At 73.5% G+C, this 14,633-nt stretch carries 12 protein-coding genes; 7 read left to right on the top strand and 5 right to left on the bottom strand.

The window, feature by feature from the left end; genetic code table 11:
• Nucleotides 1-2 precede the first annotated feature (2 nt).
• Nucleotides 3-2,420, top strand: coding sequence for a family 43 glycosylhydrolase (locus tag O7623_RS18895; protein ID WP_282224350.1), 2,418 nt, complete (start codon nucleotides 3-5; stop codon nucleotides 2,418-2,420).
• 86 nt (nucleotides 2,421-2,506) lie between these two features.
• Here the strand turns inward: O7623_RS18895 and O7623_RS18890 are convergent, their stop codons facing one another.
• Nucleotides 2,507-3,802, bottom strand: coding sequence for a helix-turn-helix domain-containing protein (locus tag O7623_RS18890; RefSeq protein ID WP_282224349.1), 1,296 nt, complete (start codon nucleotides 3,800-3,802; stop codon nucleotides 2,507-2,509).
• Nucleotides 3,803-3,908: 106 nt separating this feature from the next.
• Here O7623_RS18890 and O7623_RS18885 point away from each other — a divergent pair, with 106 nt between their 5' ends.
• Both O7623_RS18885 and O7623_RS18880 read left to right on the top strand, forming a co-directional pair.
• Entirely contained in the window at nucleotides 3,909-6,419 is a 2,511-nt protein-coding gene (locus tag O7623_RS18885; protein ID WP_282224348.1) for a helix-turn-helix domain-containing protein, read from the top strand.
• Nucleotides 6,420-6,602: 183 nt separating this feature from the next.
• Entirely contained in the window at nucleotides 6,603-7,673 is a 1,071-nt protein-coding gene (locus O7623_RS18880; RefSeq protein ID WP_282224347.1) for a hypothetical protein, read from the top strand.
• Between the two features lie 36 nt (nucleotides 7,674-7,709).
• Here the strand turns inward: O7623_RS18880 and O7623_RS18875 are convergent, their stop codons facing one another.
• From O7623_RS18875 to O7623_RS18865, 3 genes are all read right to left on the bottom strand, one after another.
• Nucleotides 7,710-8,402, bottom strand: a complete 693-nt coding sequence (locus O7623_RS18875; protein WP_282224346.1) for a response regulator transcription factor — start codon at nucleotides 8,400-8,402, stop codon at nucleotides 7,710-7,712.
• Between the two features lie 169 nt (nucleotides 8,403-8,571).
• A complete protein-coding gene (locus O7623_RS18870; protein ID WP_282224345.1) occupies nucleotides 8,572-9,189 on the bottom strand; it encodes a LuxR C-terminal-related transcriptional regulator in 618 nt (205 codons plus the stop codon).
• On the bottom strand, nucleotides 9,167-11,287 hold the full coding sequence (locus O7623_RS18865) for a right-handed parallel beta-helix repeat-containing protein (RefSeq protein WP_282224344.1): 2,121 nt from the start codon (nucleotides 11,285-11,287) through the stop codon (nucleotides 9,167-9,169). Before O7623_RS18865 ends, O7623_RS18870 begins: the two co-directional genes overlap by 23 nt.
• Before the next feature lie 168 nt (nucleotides 11,288-11,455).
• On the opposite strand from O7623_RS18865, the gene O7623_RS18860 reads away from it, so the two are divergent.
• The 3 genes from O7623_RS18860 (at nucleotide 11,456) to O7623_RS18850 (ending at nucleotide 13,510) form a co-directional block, all read left to right on the top strand.
• Nucleotides 11,456-11,779, top strand: a complete 324-nt coding sequence (locus O7623_RS18860) for a WXG100 family type VII secretion target (protein ID WP_282224343.1) — start codon at nucleotides 11,456-11,458, stop codon at nucleotides 11,777-11,779.
• Between the two features lie 82 nt (nucleotides 11,780-11,861).
• Nucleotides 11,862-12,173 (top strand): WXG100 family type VII secretion target, encoded by a 312-nt coding sequence (locus O7623_RS18855; RefSeq protein WP_282224342.1) that lies wholly within the window; start codon nucleotides 11,862-11,864, stop codon nucleotides 12,171-12,173.
• Nucleotides 12,158-13,510, top strand: coding sequence for an EsaB/YukD family protein (locus O7623_RS18850; protein ID WP_282224341.1), 1,353 nt, complete (start codon nucleotides 12,158-12,160; stop codon nucleotides 13,508-13,510). The genes O7623_RS18855 and O7623_RS18850 overlap by 16 nt, the downstream gene beginning before the upstream one ends.
• Before the next feature lie 32 nt (nucleotides 13,511-13,542).
• Here the strand turns inward: O7623_RS18850 and O7623_RS18845 are convergent, their stop codons facing one another.
• Nucleotides 13,543-14,148, bottom strand: coding sequence for a hypothetical protein (locus tag O7623_RS18845; protein ID WP_282224340.1), 606 nt, complete (start codon nucleotides 14,146-14,148; stop codon nucleotides 13,543-13,545).
• A 188-nt stretch (nucleotides 14,149-14,336) separates the two neighbouring features.
• Between O7623_RS18845 and O7623_RS18840 the strand changes: the two genes are divergently transcribed.
• On the top strand, nucleotides 14,337-14,633 hold the full coding sequence (locus O7623_RS18840; protein WP_282224339.1) for a WXG100 family type VII secretion target: 297 nt from the start codon (nucleotides 14,337-14,339) through the stop codon (nucleotides 14,631-14,633).

Below are 14,633 nucleotides of genomic sequence, written 5' to 3'. Positions count from 1 at the left end.
TCGTGAGACCACCTCTGCAACGCGGCGCCCGTCGACGTGTCGTGGCGCTCGCCGCGGTCGGCACCCTGGTCGCCGCCGGGTTCGTCGCCCCGGCGTCGCCGGTGTACGCCGACGACGCCGACCTCATTGTCAACGGCGGCTTCGAAACCGGCCTCGACGGCTGGTTCGTCAACAACGGCAACGCCACTGACAGCGCGACGTTGGCACTGACCGACGACGCCTACTCGGGGGCCAACGCGGTGCTGGTCACCGACCGGGCGACGACCGGGTCCGGCCCGATGCAGGACCTGACCGGCAAGGTACAGGCCGGGCAGACGTACACCCTCACCGCCCGGATCCGGTACGACAACGCGGCCTCGCCGGCGACCAAGCAGTTCTTCGCCACGATGCACTACGGCGGGGCGACGTACACCAACCTGGTCAGCGTGACCGCGACCAGGGGCCAGTGGGCGCAGTTCGCCGGGCAGTTCACCATCCCGGCGAACCAGAGCGTCTCGACGGCCCGGTTGTTCTTCGAGACGCCGTGGACAGCCGACCCGGCGGCGGACCCGGACCTGCACCTGATGGACTTCAGGCTCGACGACGTGTCGGTGATCGGTGCCCCACCGCCGCCGGCACCGTCGAAGACCATCGAGGTCGTCGGGAAGCTGCCCGGTGAGCACAACCCGTTGATCGGGCACAAGTTCGGTGCCGACGGCTACGGCTTCGTGCACGACGGAAGGGTCTACCTGTACCTGACCAACGACACCCAGGGGTACGCCCCGGACCCGGTCACCGGCGTCTCGCCGGGCATCAACTACGGCGACATCAACCAGATCACGGTGATCTCCACGACCGACATGGTCAACTGGACCGACCATGGTGAGATCCAGGTCGCCGGTCCGGACGGCGTCGCGCCGTTCACCAACAACTCGTGGGCACCCGGCATGGCCCGCAAGGTGGTCGACGGCCAGGAGAAGTTCTTCCTCTACTACGCCAACGGCGGTGGATCGAGCAACGTGATCACCGGTGCGTCGCCGATCGGCCCGTGGACCAGCGAGCGGACGAGCACCCTGATCGACGGCCGCACCCCTGGCGCGGAGGATGTCGCCTGGAAGTTCGACCCGGCTCCGTTCGTCGACGACGACGGCGAGGAGTACCTCTACTTCGGTGGCGGTCCCGCGTCGACCAGCATGCCGCCGGCCGAACGGTTCAACAACCCGAAGAACCTGCGGGCGATCGAACTCGGCGCGGACATGGTGTCGACCGAGGGTACGGCGGCCGTGGTGGACGCCCCGGTGGCCTTCGAGGCAGCGCAGGTGTTCAAGCGCGACGACAGGTACTACCTGTCGTACTCGTCGCACTTCGGCGGGCCCGACTTCGGTGGTAACCAGACCCCGTTGCCCGGCTACCCCGGTGCCGGCCAGATCGGCTACCTGATCTCCGACGACCCGATGTCGTGGCCGAAGGAGACCTACGCGGGGGTGCTCTTCCCCAACCAGTCGCAGTTCTTCGGGGCCGGCACCGGCGGCAACAACCACCAGTCCGTCTTCGAGTACGAGGGCAGGTACTACTTCACCTACCACGCTCCGACGTTGAACAAGCGGATCAACGGCAACACCACCCAGGGCTACCGTAGCCCGCACATCCAGGAGCTGACCTTCAACTCCGACGGCACGATCCAGCAGGTCGTCGGCACCTACGCCGGGGTCGACCAGGTCCGCGACTTCGACCCGTACCGCGTCTTCGAGGCCGAGACGTTCGGCTGGAGCAAGGGGGTCGCGACCGCGAAGATCGACGGCGGATCGGCACAGTTCGGTGACAGCGCACCCAACCTGGCAGTGCGCGACGTCGACAACGGCGACTGGACGGCGCTCTCCTCGGTGGACTTCGACGCCGGTGCGCGGAGTCTGACGGCGAAGGTCCGCCCGCTGGCGGCCGGCGGGTCGATCCAGGTCCGGCTCGGCGACGTCACCGCGCCGGTGGTGGCGACCATCGATGTCGACGGAGCGCTGGGCGAGTGGACGGAGCTGACCACCCCCCTCGACGGGGTCACCGGCGTGCACGACGTCTACTTCACCTTCGCCGGACCGGCCGGCGACGACCTGTTCGAGATCGACTCGTGGTCGTTCACTCCGGCGACCGACGGCCCGGCGTTGGCCGTGTCGGCGACGGCCGGTGTCCGGTGCTTCGGGCGCAACGCCCAGCTTGTCGTCGACGTCACCAACGACGCGCCGGCCCGGATCACCGGCACCGTCACCACCGGCTACGGCGAGAAGGAGTACGGCGTGGCGCCGGCGACGAGCAAGGCGCGGACCTTCCCTGCCGGTGGGGCGGTCGTCCCGGCCGGTACGGCGACGGTGACCGCGGCGGCGCGCCTCGACGGTGAGCTGGTGTCGGTCTCGATGGAGGTGCCCTACGAGGCGCAGGTCTGCGACTGATCATCCCGTCCGCACAGGCGGCCTGTCGCTGATCGCGTGAGGTAGATCGCCGTGCCGATGCCCGGCCGGGCATCGGCACGGCGGTTTCACCGCTGGTTGCCGCCCTCCGGCGCGGTCCACCCCCGAGGTGCTGGCGGCGGTGGCAACGACTCGACAGTGGATTGTTCGGGAAGCTGCGCGCGGTCGCGCCAGTCGGGATGCCGGCATAACCGCTGGTAGGCGTGGTGCCACTGCGCGACGGACTCCTCGTGCCAGAGCCGGGTTTCGGCGTGCCGGCGGATCCCGGGGCAGAGGTGGAAGCCGCCCGGCGCAGGGGTGTCGGTCAGCAGCCCCCTCTCGGTCAGCCCGTCCAGGGCGCGCGCGGTTGCCGCCGGACCGAGCTCGGTCAGCAGATCGGCGACCGTCGTCGGGTGGTCGCCGGGGCGCAGCAACGCCAGCCGCCGGAACAGGTGGCGCTGGTTGGCCGGCAACCGGAGGTAGCTGGCGTCGATGCCGGCCGGACCATCGGCAGGTGCCGCGCCGGACAGTGGAGCCAGTGGGTACCAGCGGGCTCCGAACAGTCCGGCCAGTCCACTACGGCTGGTCACGATCGTCAACCACCCCGCTGACACGGGCAGTACCGGCCGGACCTGCTCCTCGGCGTACGCGTCGTCCAGGACGAGGATCCCGCGCCGATCGGACATGACCGACCGCAGCAGCCCGGCCCGCTCGTGGATCGGCCGTGGTGTCCGGTGCTCCGGTACGCCGAACGCGCGCAGCAGGCGGTCGATCGCCGTACCGACGGCCAGTGGCTGCCGGGACGTGCCGGCCAGGTCGAGCAGCAGGCCGTCGACGCCGTGCCGGTCGGTGGCGCGCTGCGCCGCCGCCACGGCGAGCTCGGTCTTGCCGACGCCCGCCGGCCCGCACACCACGACGACGGCCGGTCCGGCCGCCGACGGCCGTACGCCGACGGCCGCCGACGGCCGTACGCCGACGGCCGCCGAGGGCCGTACGCCGACGGCCGCGGTGGCGAGCGCGTCGAGTTGGTGTAGCTCGGTCTGTCGGTCGGGGCAGGAGCGTCGCCGTTCGGGCAGGGTCAGCGGGCGGCCGGTCTCCGGTCGACGGCTCACCGAGGCGGCCGCTGCCCGGGTGAGCTGGTCCGCGACCACCGCGTCGACGGAGGTCGTCGCGCGCAGAACCGCCGCGATCCGTTCGATCGTCGACGGGTGCGGGGCCACCCGGCCGCGTTCCAGGTTGCCGACGGTACGTGCGGACAGGCCGGCGGCCTCGGCGAGCCGTTCCTGCGACAGGCCGGCGGACCGCCGCAACGCCACGAGCAGCGACGGCAGGTCGGTCGGTGACCGGCCGTCGTGCGTGGTCGGGGCAACCTCGGGTGTCGGCATACCTGATGATCGTTCCGTTCCGGTGCTTCGGTGGTGTGGCTGCGGAATTGATGTCCGGTAACTTGTGGCCGCACGGTCAGCGTCGGGTGTGTCGAAAGGCCGGACCATGAGCCTCGGTGCTGCGGACCCGGCGGGTCCGGACGCGTTCGCCGTGCTGCTGCGTCGGTACCGCCGGGCCGCCGGCCTGAGCCAGCAGCAGTTGGCGCAGGCCGCTGGTCTGGGCGTGCGGACGCTGCGGGACCTGGAACGCGGCCGGGTCGGCCGGCCGCAGCGGGCCACGGTGACCGGGCTCGCCGAGGCGTTGCGGTTGCCGCCGGCCGAGGCGCAGCGGCTGCGCCGGTCGGCGACGTCGCGCCAGCCGGTCGACGGCGATCCGGATCTCGCCCTGATCGGTCTGGCCGCGCCGACGCGGGTGCCGCTGCCGGCCGATCCCCCCGACTTCAGCGGGCGGGACGCGCAACTGCGCCGGCTGGCGGGCCTGTTGGCCCGTCCCGGGTCGATCGTGGTGGTCCACGGTCCACCTGGAATCGGGAAGACCAGCGTGGTCGTGCGCGCGGCCCGTGCGGTGGCTGCCGAGTTGTCGGACGGGGCGTACTTCGTCGACCTCCGGGGCACCCAGCAACAGCCGACGACGGTACGCAGTGCGGTCGCGCAGTTGCTCGACGAGTTCGGTGTGGACCGCCGTCGGCTGCCCGGTGGCCTCGACGGGAGGTTGGCGTTGTACCGCGAGACGTCGGCCGAGCGTAGCGCCGTACTGGTCCTCGACGATGCCCGCGACGCCGCGCAGGTCCGGTCGTTGCTGCCGGTCGGCGGCGACTGGCGGGTCCTGGTTTCCAGCCGCCGCCAGCTGACCGACCTGACCGGCACTGACCCGACCGGTGCCGCCGTGGCCGGCGCTGACCTGACCGGTGCCGGCGGGACCGGCGCTGACCCGACCGGTGCCGGCGGGACCGGCACTGGCCCGACCGGTGCGGGTCCGGGGCGCGTCGGGCGGATCGCGCTCGGCGCCCTGCCCGGGCCCGATGCCCGCGCTCTGCTGGCCGGGGTGGTCGGACCGGACCGGCTGGCCACCGAGCCGGCGGCGGTCGACGAGCTGGTCCGGATCTGCGGCGGCCTGCCACTGGCCCTGCGGATCGTGGCCAGCCGGCTGGCCAGCCGTCCGCTGTGGACAATAGCTGGGCTGTTGGACCGGTTGCGCGACAGTCAGCGCCGGCTCGACGGGCTGTACGCCGGGGACATCGAGGTCCGTACGGCGTTCCTGGTGTCCTACCGGCAGCTCGACCCGGAGCATCGGGCGGCGCTGCGGCGGCTGGCGCTGCTGCCGTGGCCCGGTTACGACGCGGCGGTCGTGGCGGACCTGCTGGACACCGGCACCGACCGGGCCGCGACGGTGGTGGCCGGGCTCGCCGAGGCGGGCCTGCTCACGCCGTTGCCCGGCAGCGGCCGGTACCGGCTGCACGATCTGCTGGCGGTCTTCGGGCAGGAACGCGCGGCGGCCGAGGACAGCCCGGCGGATCGGCAGGCGGCTCTCGACCGGGTCCGGGCCGGCCTGCTGGCGACGGTGGCCGCCGTCGGTGGCTGGTTTCCGTCGTACCAGGAGCCGCTGACCCGGCACCGGTTCCCCGCCGCCCGTACGCCGTTCGGGTCCGCCTCGGCCGCGCTGGACTGGTGCACCGCGCAGCGCCGGGCGATCACCTGGGCGTTGCGGTGTACGGCACAGCAGCAGCGCCACGCCGAGATCGTGACCGTGGTCGACGCCATCCGTGGGGTCGCCAACCGCCATCACCATCTGGCGCCCTGGCAGGAGGTGTTCCAGACGGCGGTGGATTCCGCCCGCGCGTTGGGTGATCCGGCGGCGGAGGCCCGGCACCGCGACTCGCTCGGGTTCGCGTTGAAGTACCAGGTCCGTCGCCCCGAGCAGGCGTTGCCGGAGCACGAACGGGCGCGGCGGCTGCACGCGGAGATCGGCGACCGGACCGGGTACGCGTGGAGCACGTTGTACACCACCGGTGCGCTGCACCGCTGTGGTCGCCTGGCGGAGGCGCTCGACCGGGCGCGGCTCGCCGCCGACCTGTTCGCCGCCCTCGGTGTGACCCAGGGGGCGGTGATCGCCAGTTACGCCGTCGGCGACATCGAGCGTGACCTGGGGCAGCCGCAGCAGGCGGCCCGGACCCACCGCCGTGGGCTCGACCGGCTCGCCGACCCGGCGGGCCGGGACCGGGTGACGGCCGGCATGTTCGGCTACCGGCTGGGCCTCGACCTGGCCGCCGCCGGGGACCTGCCGGGTGCGGTGCAGGTCCTGGAATCGGCGTACGCGGCGTTCGTCGCCGAGCATCATCCGACCGGGATAGCCGAGTGTCTCGGTGCGCTCAGTGAGGTGCTGGCCCGGCTGGGCAGCCCACGGGCGGTCGCGGTCGCCACCCGTGCCGTCGGGGTCTGCCACGAGCTGGGCGACGCCCTGCGCGAAGCCCAGGCCTGGTACGCGTTGGGCCTGGTGGCCCGGGCCGAGCAGCGCGCCGAGGACCATGCCCGGTGTTTCGACCGGGCGCGGTCGCTCTGCGCGGGCTCGGCCGACCTGGAGGCACGCGCCCTGCTCGCGCGGCTGCGCCAGCCCTGAGGTCGGCCTGCTTCTGCCGGCCCTGACGTCGGCCGGTCCCTGCCGGCCCTGACGTCGACCCCGGTTCTGCCGGTCGGATTTCCTGTTCCGCAGGACCGGGATCGGGTTCCATCCGAGGGGTCGGGGCGTGCGCCTGCACTCGCGGCGTCCACCTGCGTCGAGACGTGTCCGAAAGGGAATGGGATGCCACGCGGCCAGCAACCGTCAGCCGAGGGCGGGTCCGCCGGTCAGCTACCGGCCGACCGGGCCCGGGCGGCGTTCGCCGACGCCGTGGCGACCCGGGTGCTGCACCGCGATCCGGCGGCGTCGCCGATGCGTCGGGGAGTCGCCGCGTTGGTGGCGGTGCTGCTGGTGCTGGTGGTCGTCGCGGTCGCCGGATTCCTGGTGGAGTATCTGCGCAGCGGCGAGGGCACCGCGCGGGCGGCCGGGGCACCGGGCGCGACCGCGCCGACCACCGGCCCGGACGGGTCCACCGGCTCCGACGGCTCCGCAGGCCCGGACGGGTCCGCCGTACCGGGAACGACCGTCGGACCGGCCGGCACCGCCGGTCCGGGCGGCCCGGTTCCGGCCGGCCCTGCCCCGGGTACGCAGACCGGCGCGCAGCTGGTGCAGCCGCCACCGGCCGGGCCGCAGGCCGCGACCACTCCCGCCGTGGCGGCCGCGACCCGCACCACGGCACCGGCCACGTCGGGTCGCGACACCACGACCGCACCGCAGGCGACCAGCGCGGCGCGGCCCGCTGCGGCGACGTACGCGGCGATCGCCGGACCCGGCTGCTCCGGCAACAACGACGCCCGCAACTGGTACACCTGGGGGGTGTACCGCGACGGCACCGCCGGCTGGTACGACATCAGCGGCGGCCACCGTGGCGACGGCTGTTCGGGGGCGGCGATGGCGATGCCGATGTCCGGCGGCTCCACCGCCACCGGCCGCAACTACGTGGTCTGGTGGTTCGAGACGGCCCCGGTGGTCAACGGCACCTGCGCCTTCTCGGTCCACGTCCCGAACAGCGGGTCGGCGCGGGACGTCGCCGGCAACCCGGCGGTGTACAAGGTGCTCGGCGGCCGGACGTCGACGACCCCGTACGCGCAGTTCTCGATCAACCAGACGGCGAACCGGGGGCGGTGGGTCGGATCAGGCTCGGTGGCGGTCCGCAACGGGGCCATCTCCCTGCATCTGCAGGACTCCGGTGCCGACCCGGGCGGTGAACACATCGGCGTCGCGCAGGTCCGGGTGAACTGCACCGCCGGGTGAGCGACCGGCACCGGTGGCCGGTCGTCTCGAACCGGGTCAGGAGCCGGCGGCCACCCCGGCCGGTACGTAGCCGAACTCGATCGCCCGTCTGGTCAGCTCGGCCTTGTTGCCCACGGCGAGTTTGACCCGGATCCGTTTGACGTAGGTGTCGACGGTGGCGGCGGTCAGCCCCAGTTCCCGCGCGGCCTGCGCGTGGGTGAGGCCACGGGCGATCAGCCGCAGGGTCTGCACCTCCCGTGGGGCCAGCGCCGGAAGCCGGGGGGCCTCGGCGGTGGCGGCGTCGCCGCGCGGCGGCGCCGGGTGGACGACCGCGGCCGGTGCCCACTGCAGGCCACGTCCAAGGTGGACACCGCCGGAGGCGACGGTGTCCAGGGCGAGGCGCATCTCGACCGGGTCGGTCGCGGCCGCGACGACCACCGACCGGGCGCCGCACCGTACCGCCGCCAGGGCCGTGCTCATCGCCGTCGCCGACGTCACCACCAGGGTCGGCCACCGGTCGCAGACCCGACGCAGGTCGCCGGCGGGCACGTCGACGCCGAGCACCGCCACCGCCGGTCGACCCTGCCCGGTGGCACCGGGCAGCGGACCGGCGAGCAGGTCCTGGACCTGTGCGCACATCGTGAGGCTGCGGATCCGGCGGACGTCGGAGAGCAGGAACCGTACGCCCATGCCGGCCAGTGGATCCCGGACGAGGACGACGACGTCGTACGAGACCCCTCCGACGGTCAACGCGTCCTCCGTACGGCGCCGCGCCGGTCGCCTGCTGGCGGCCCGCAGGCGGTGCCCGCCGCCGGCGCGCCGCCCACCTGGTCATGCAACCGGCCGGCGGGTGTCGGCGACAGGAAATCGCACCGGCAGAACCGGCACGCCGCGCCGCCGCTGCCGTCGGTGCGGGTGGTCACGGTGCAGCGGCGCCGCCGGCGGCGTACCCCAGTTCGATCGCGCGGCGGGTGAGGTCGGCCTTGTTGACCGCGTCGAGCTTGCGGCGCAGCCGTTTCGCGTACGTGTGGACGGTCGCCTCGGTGACGCCGATGCGGCGCGCCACCTGCCGGTGGGTCAGCCCCTGGGTGATGCCCTGCAGGACCTCCAGTTCCCGGTACGTCAGCGGGATCCGGTCCGGCGGTGCCGGCTCGTCGACGGCGGTGACGAACCGGTCGACCAGCCCGGCCGAGACGTACCGGCCACCGGCGGCGGCCGCCGCCATCGCCAGGTCCAGATCGGGTACGGGGTCACCGGCGGCGACCAGCGCCCGCACCCCGGCGCGGAGCAGGCCCACCAGGTCCACCGGTTCGTCGGCGGGGACGATCAGGACAACGCAGCGGTCTCCGGCGACGGCGGCGGCGTACCGGGCGGCGGGCAGCGCGGCCCAGTCCAGCAGCAGCGGCGTCGCCGACGCGGGCCGGTCGGCGGCTACCGGTCGGTCGGCGGGCGTGGGCAGCCCGGCCGGTACGTGGCGGTCGGCGGGCGCGGGCAGCCCAGCCGGTACGCGGCGGTCAGCCGGCGTCATCGGCGTCATCGGGCACATCCTGCGGTCGCAGGTCGCTCAGGTCGTCCCCGGTCGCCCCGGGTGTCGTGGCGACGCGCACCGCGTGGAGTTCGGTCATCCGCTGGAACACGTGCCGGGCGGTCCGGCCGTTACCGAAGCCGTCGACCCGGGGCATCCGGTCGAACAGCGCCGTCAGGACGTCCCGGGTGGACCCGGTGAGCCGGTAGTGGTGCTGCCGCGCCTGAGCTTCGACGATGCGGACCAGCTCGCCCGAGCGGTAGTCGGGGAACCGCAACGTCCGGGTGAAGCGTGACGCCAGACCCGGGTTCGAGGCGACGAAGCGGGCCATGTCGTCGGGGTAGCCGGCGGCGATGACGACGACGTCGTCACGGTGGTCCTCCATCAGTTTCACCAGGGTAGCGACCGCTTCGGCACCGAAGTCCGCGCCCTGACCGGTCGGGGCCAGCGCGTACGCCTCGTCGATGAACAGCACGCCGCCCCGGGCCCGGTGGAAGACGCCGGTGGTCTTCGGCGCGGTGTGTCCGACGTACTCGCCGACCAGGTCGCTGCGGCTGGCCTCGATCAGGTGCCCCCGGGTGAGCATGCCCAGCGCGTGCAGGATCTGCCCGTACAGTCGGGCCACGGTGGTCTTGCCGGTCCCCGGGTTGCCGGCGAAGACCAGGTGCCGGCTCAGCGGTGGCGGCGGCAGGCCGGCGTCGCGGCGCAGCCGGACCAGCCGCATGACGGTGACGAGCGCGCCGACGTCGCGCTTGACGTCGTCGAGCCCGACGAGCTGGTCGAGCTGGCGCAGCAGCCGGGCGACCGCCTCGTCCGGGTCGGCCAGGTCACCGGCCGGCTCCGAAGGTGCCCCGCCAATGGTCGGCTCCGAAGGTGCCCCGGTGGCGACCGGCGCTGGCGGCGCCCCGGTGGCGACGGGCTCCGGTGGAGGGCCGGGCACCGTCGCGGGTCCGGCTCCGGGCGGTCGACCGCGCGGCCCCGGGTCCGGGCAGCGCAGCACCGCCCACGGTCCGCCGTGGACACTCCCGTGCAGGGCCGGCCCGGCGAGCACCACGGTGCGTCCGTCCCCGACCTGTACGGCGACGCCGCCGGTGCCGGTGATCGCACCGCCGCGCAGCAGCGGGCGGTGTGCGCTGTCGACGATCAGGCCGGTGCCGCCGGAGACGGTCGCTGCGTCCGTCGTCACGTCCCCCCGGTCGGCGACGTGTACGCCGGCCAGCCGGGCGCCGTGGATCCGCCCGCCGGTCAGGTGGGCCGTGGCGGAGTCGACGACGGTCAGCCCGTGCTCGCCGCTGCCGGTCAGTTCGCAGCCGGTCAGTTCGGCGTGGGCCTGCCCGCCGACGTGCACGGTGCTGTACCCGGACCCGGTGGCGTCGACCCTGGTCATGGTGATCCGGGCCCGCCCGGTCAGGTACGCGGCGTTGCCGCCCGGCTCGACGCACCGTGCCCCGGTGAGGGTCAGTCGTGCCTCGTCGCGGGCCGCGACGGCCGAGTCCCGTACCTCGGTGAACACCCAGTCGTCGAGGTGCGCCCGCGCGTTGCCGGTGGCCAGTACCCCGGCACCGGCGCTGCCGTCGATCCGGCAGCCGCTGCCGTCGACCCGACCACCGGCGATCCGCAGCCCGCAGCCGCCGATCCCGGTCAGGACGCAGTCGGTGGCCGTGACGGTGGCGTCGTCGGTCACCTGGATGCCGTCGCCGGTGACCTGCCGGATGGTGACCCGGCGCAGCGTCGCCGTCGCCGTGCCGGTGACGGCCACCCCGGCGCCGACGACCGTACAGTCCTCCAACAGGGCGGTGCCCGCCTCGAGCAGCACCGCGGCGGCGGGCCCGTCCGGCGTACCCGGGTAGGCCGGCGGCGCCTCGAACACCACGCCCCGGACGGTCACCGGCGCGCCGACCACCAGCACCGGGGCGACCGGTGTGACTATCCGGACGGATCCGGGTTCGCCCTCGGCGACCAGGGTGACGGCCCGGTCGAGGACCAGCGCCTCCCGGTAGCGGCCGGCCCGGATGGTGACGGTGCCGCCGACGTCGGCCGCCCGCAGGGCGGCTCCGACGCTGCGGTGGGCACCCCATCCGTGCGTCGCTACCCGCAGGCGTGTGGTCATCGGGCCCATTGTCGGCGGTGGCCGGCGCGGCGCACCACGTCCCTGTTCTGGCAGCCGGCGCCGACGTCCGGGATTTGGTGACTGGTGGCGCGGGTGGCGGGGAGGACACGATGACGGCGGCAGCACCGGCAGGTGGCGGACCGTGTGATGGGACTAGGTGGACCGAGGGTGAGCGACTACGGGGTGACCCCGCTGCAGGTGCAGGCGGGTGCGCAGAGCGCCGCGACGATCGCCGAGGAGATCTCCATCGGGCTCGATCAGCTCCGGCAGTACGTGACGTCGCTGCGCGGCGCGTGGGAGGGCGTGACGCAGGTCAGTTTCGACGAGCTGATGCAGCAGTGGGCGATCGACGCCCAGAACCTGCACAACGCGCTGGTGGGGATCTCCAACGGGTTGAACACCACGTACCAGAACTACGTGGGCAGCGAGCAGGCGAACAACCAGTCGGTGCAGCGGGTGCTGCAGTCCATGCCGCCGGCCCGGCTCGGCTGACCAGCTGCCGGCAGGCCCAGCTGCGCGGAGGTCAGGTAGGCGACGTCCGGCAGCACCGAACCGACGAGGGGGAGGAGTCGTCATGAGCATCGACAGCAGTTTTCTGCGGGTCACGTCGGCGCAGGAGACCGCCGGCGGGTACGTCCTGTCCCGGTCCGCCGAGATGGAGGAGCGGTTGTCCCAGTTGAAGTCCCAGCTCGCCGAGCTGGAGACGATCTGGACGGGCGAGGCGCGGGAGCACTACTTCGAGCTGCGGAACCAGTGGAGCACGGCCGCCGCCGACCTCTTCGGACCCACCGGTGTGCTCGGCATGATCGGCAATGCGCTGAACACCTGCTGGGACAACTACTCCGGGGCGGAGGAGAGCAACCGCGCGACGTGGCGGCCGTCGTGACGCCGTCCGCCGCCGCGGCGGTCACCCGGTGCCCGGTCACCGTGGTGGGTGCCCGGCGCCGGATCGACCTCGCACTGCCGGTGGAGGTGCCGGTCGGCGAGTATCTCGGGCTGCTCCTGGAGCTGTGTCAGCAGCCCACCACCGGCACCCACCCGCAGGTGTGGTCGTTGGCCCCGCTGGGCCGTCGACCGTTGCCGCTGGACGCCCCGCTCGCCGACTGCGCGCCGACCGAGGGCATGGTGCTGTACCTGGTCGACCTGGCCGCCGACGAGGAGCACGAACCGCAGGTGACCGACATCGACGAGGTGGTTGCCGAGGCAACCGACGAGTTGCGACGGTGGCGGTGGAACCAGCGGGCGGCGGCGGCGACGCTGGTGGCGGCGGGGGTCGCCTGGCTGGTGGCGACGATCGGGTTGGCGACTCTCGACCCGGACCGTCCGGTCGGCGGTGAACTGCTGGCCGTCGTCGTCGGGTTGGCCGTACCGGCGTTGGCGGCCCTCGCCCGCCGACGTGGCTGGCCGTCGTCGGAGCCGCTGCTTGCGGGCCTGGCGCTGACCGCTCCGGTCACCCTGGGCTGCGCGGGTGCGATGGCCCTGGGCAGTGTGCCGGGGGCAGCGGTCGCCGCCAGTGTCGGCGGGCTGCTGGCGTTCGCGGCGGTGCCGTCGGCGGTGACGCTGGCGGTGGCGTTGTGGATCGCCGTGGCCGCCGGATGTGCCGTACCGCTGGGGGTTGTGCGGCCCTCGGGCGCCGGTTTGCTGGCGGTGGTCGCGCTGGTCGGGTTCGCCATGCTGGTCGCCGCCGCGCCGGCGGCGGGCCGACTGGCCATGTTCGCGCAGGGGCGTGCCGGTTCGGCGCCGGCGGACGACCCGGTGACGGTCACGGCGGCGGTACGCCGGGCGTACCGGATCCTCGCCAGCTGGACGGTGGCGGCGGCGCTGCTCACCGCGACCGGTCTGGTGGGGTTGGCCCGCACGCCGGACTGGGCGGCCTGGCTGCTGGTCGGGGCGTTGGCGGTGGCGTTGGCGCTGCGGGCGGTCAGCTACGAGTTCGCGGTCGAGGCGGTGGCGACGATCGCCGCGGCGGTGGCCAGCCTGGTGACCCTCACCGTGACCGTCGCCACCCGGTGGCCCGGTGCGGTCGGGGTGGGTGTCGTGGTGGCGCTGATCCTGATGGGTTGCGGCGGTTGGCTGGCGTCGCGGTCGCCGCTGGCCGACCGCCGGCCACGCTGGTTGCTGGCCGCCTCGGCGCTGTTCGTGGCGGTGGCGCTGGTCGCGGCGTTGACGATCTGGGGCGTGGTGGGCACCATGCTGGACCTGGGCCGGTCGATGGCGTCCTGACCGACCGGCTCCGGTCCAGCCGGCATCGAGTGTCAGCCGGAGTCGAACCGCGAGTGGTCGTCGGCGGTGGCGTACCCGTCGCCGGTGGCCTCCAGCGCCTGGATGTACGCGCCGAACAGCTGCAGTGTCTTGGCAAAGTCGTCCAGGGCCTGCGCCATGTACGGCTGGATCTGGCCGGCGAACACCCTCGCCTCGGCCTGCAGGGCGTCGGGTACGTCCCGCTTGATGTAGTACTGCTGGTGCGGCGCTCCGGGGTTGTCCTGCACGATCTCGTCGTGGGTCTCGGTCTGGCCGAAGACGGTGCCCTGGGTGCTGGCCACCCGGGTGCGCAGCTGCTCGTACGCGGCGGTCAGCTCCCGGGTGGCGGTGAGCAGGGAACCTTCAGTGGCGGCCAGCCCGGCCAGTGAGACGGAGAACCCGGCGTAGGTCGTGGTCCGGTCTGCGTCGTCCGCCTGGCCGGTCGTCTCCGTCTCCTCCGGCAGGGGGCCGGGCTCGTAGGAGATCGAGTAGTTCGGGTCGACGGTGACGGAGTCGGGGGTCACCTCCGGCAGCGGCGCCTCGTCGACCGGGCCCGGCGCAGGTGTGGGCAGTCCCGGGTCGCGGATCTCGTCACCTGGATTGTTGCTGCTCGTCCCCATGCCACCTCCCGGTCGTGCCGTCGGTTCCGGCGCAGCATCCCCCGGACCGGGTGACCACGGGAACGTCCATGTTCTGGGTACCGGGGCCCGAAAGCGGAGCTGTCCGGTCCGCCCGCCGGCGACCTACGGTGACCACACTCGGTGCTGCGTCACCCGACGCGTCCGCGCGGGTGGGGAGAGGAGCCGGTATGCCGCTGATGTACTACGTCGACATGGACGCGGTGCGTGCCGCGATCACGACCCTCCGGACCGAACGTGACACCGTCGACGAGCTGCTGACCGGCATCGAGGGAGCGTTGGACGCCGCCACGACCGGCTGGACCGGGCCCGCCGCGTCGACCTTCGCCGGCCTGTCGCAGGACCTGATCGGCGCGAACACCGACCTGATCGACGCGATCGACGCGATCATCAGCCGGATGCAGACCACGGTGGACAACTACCAGCGGACGGAGACCGCCAACTACTACACCGTACGGGGATCGTGA

This window comes from Solwaraspora sp. WMMD791 (genome assembly GCF_029581195.1).
In the GTDB taxonomy this organism is placed as follows: Bacteria; Actinomycetota; Actinomycetes; order Mycobacteriales; family Micromonosporaceae; genus Micromonospora_E.
Note: the sequence above shows the minus strand (reverse complement) of the source record. Positions and strands in the feature narration are given on the sequence as shown.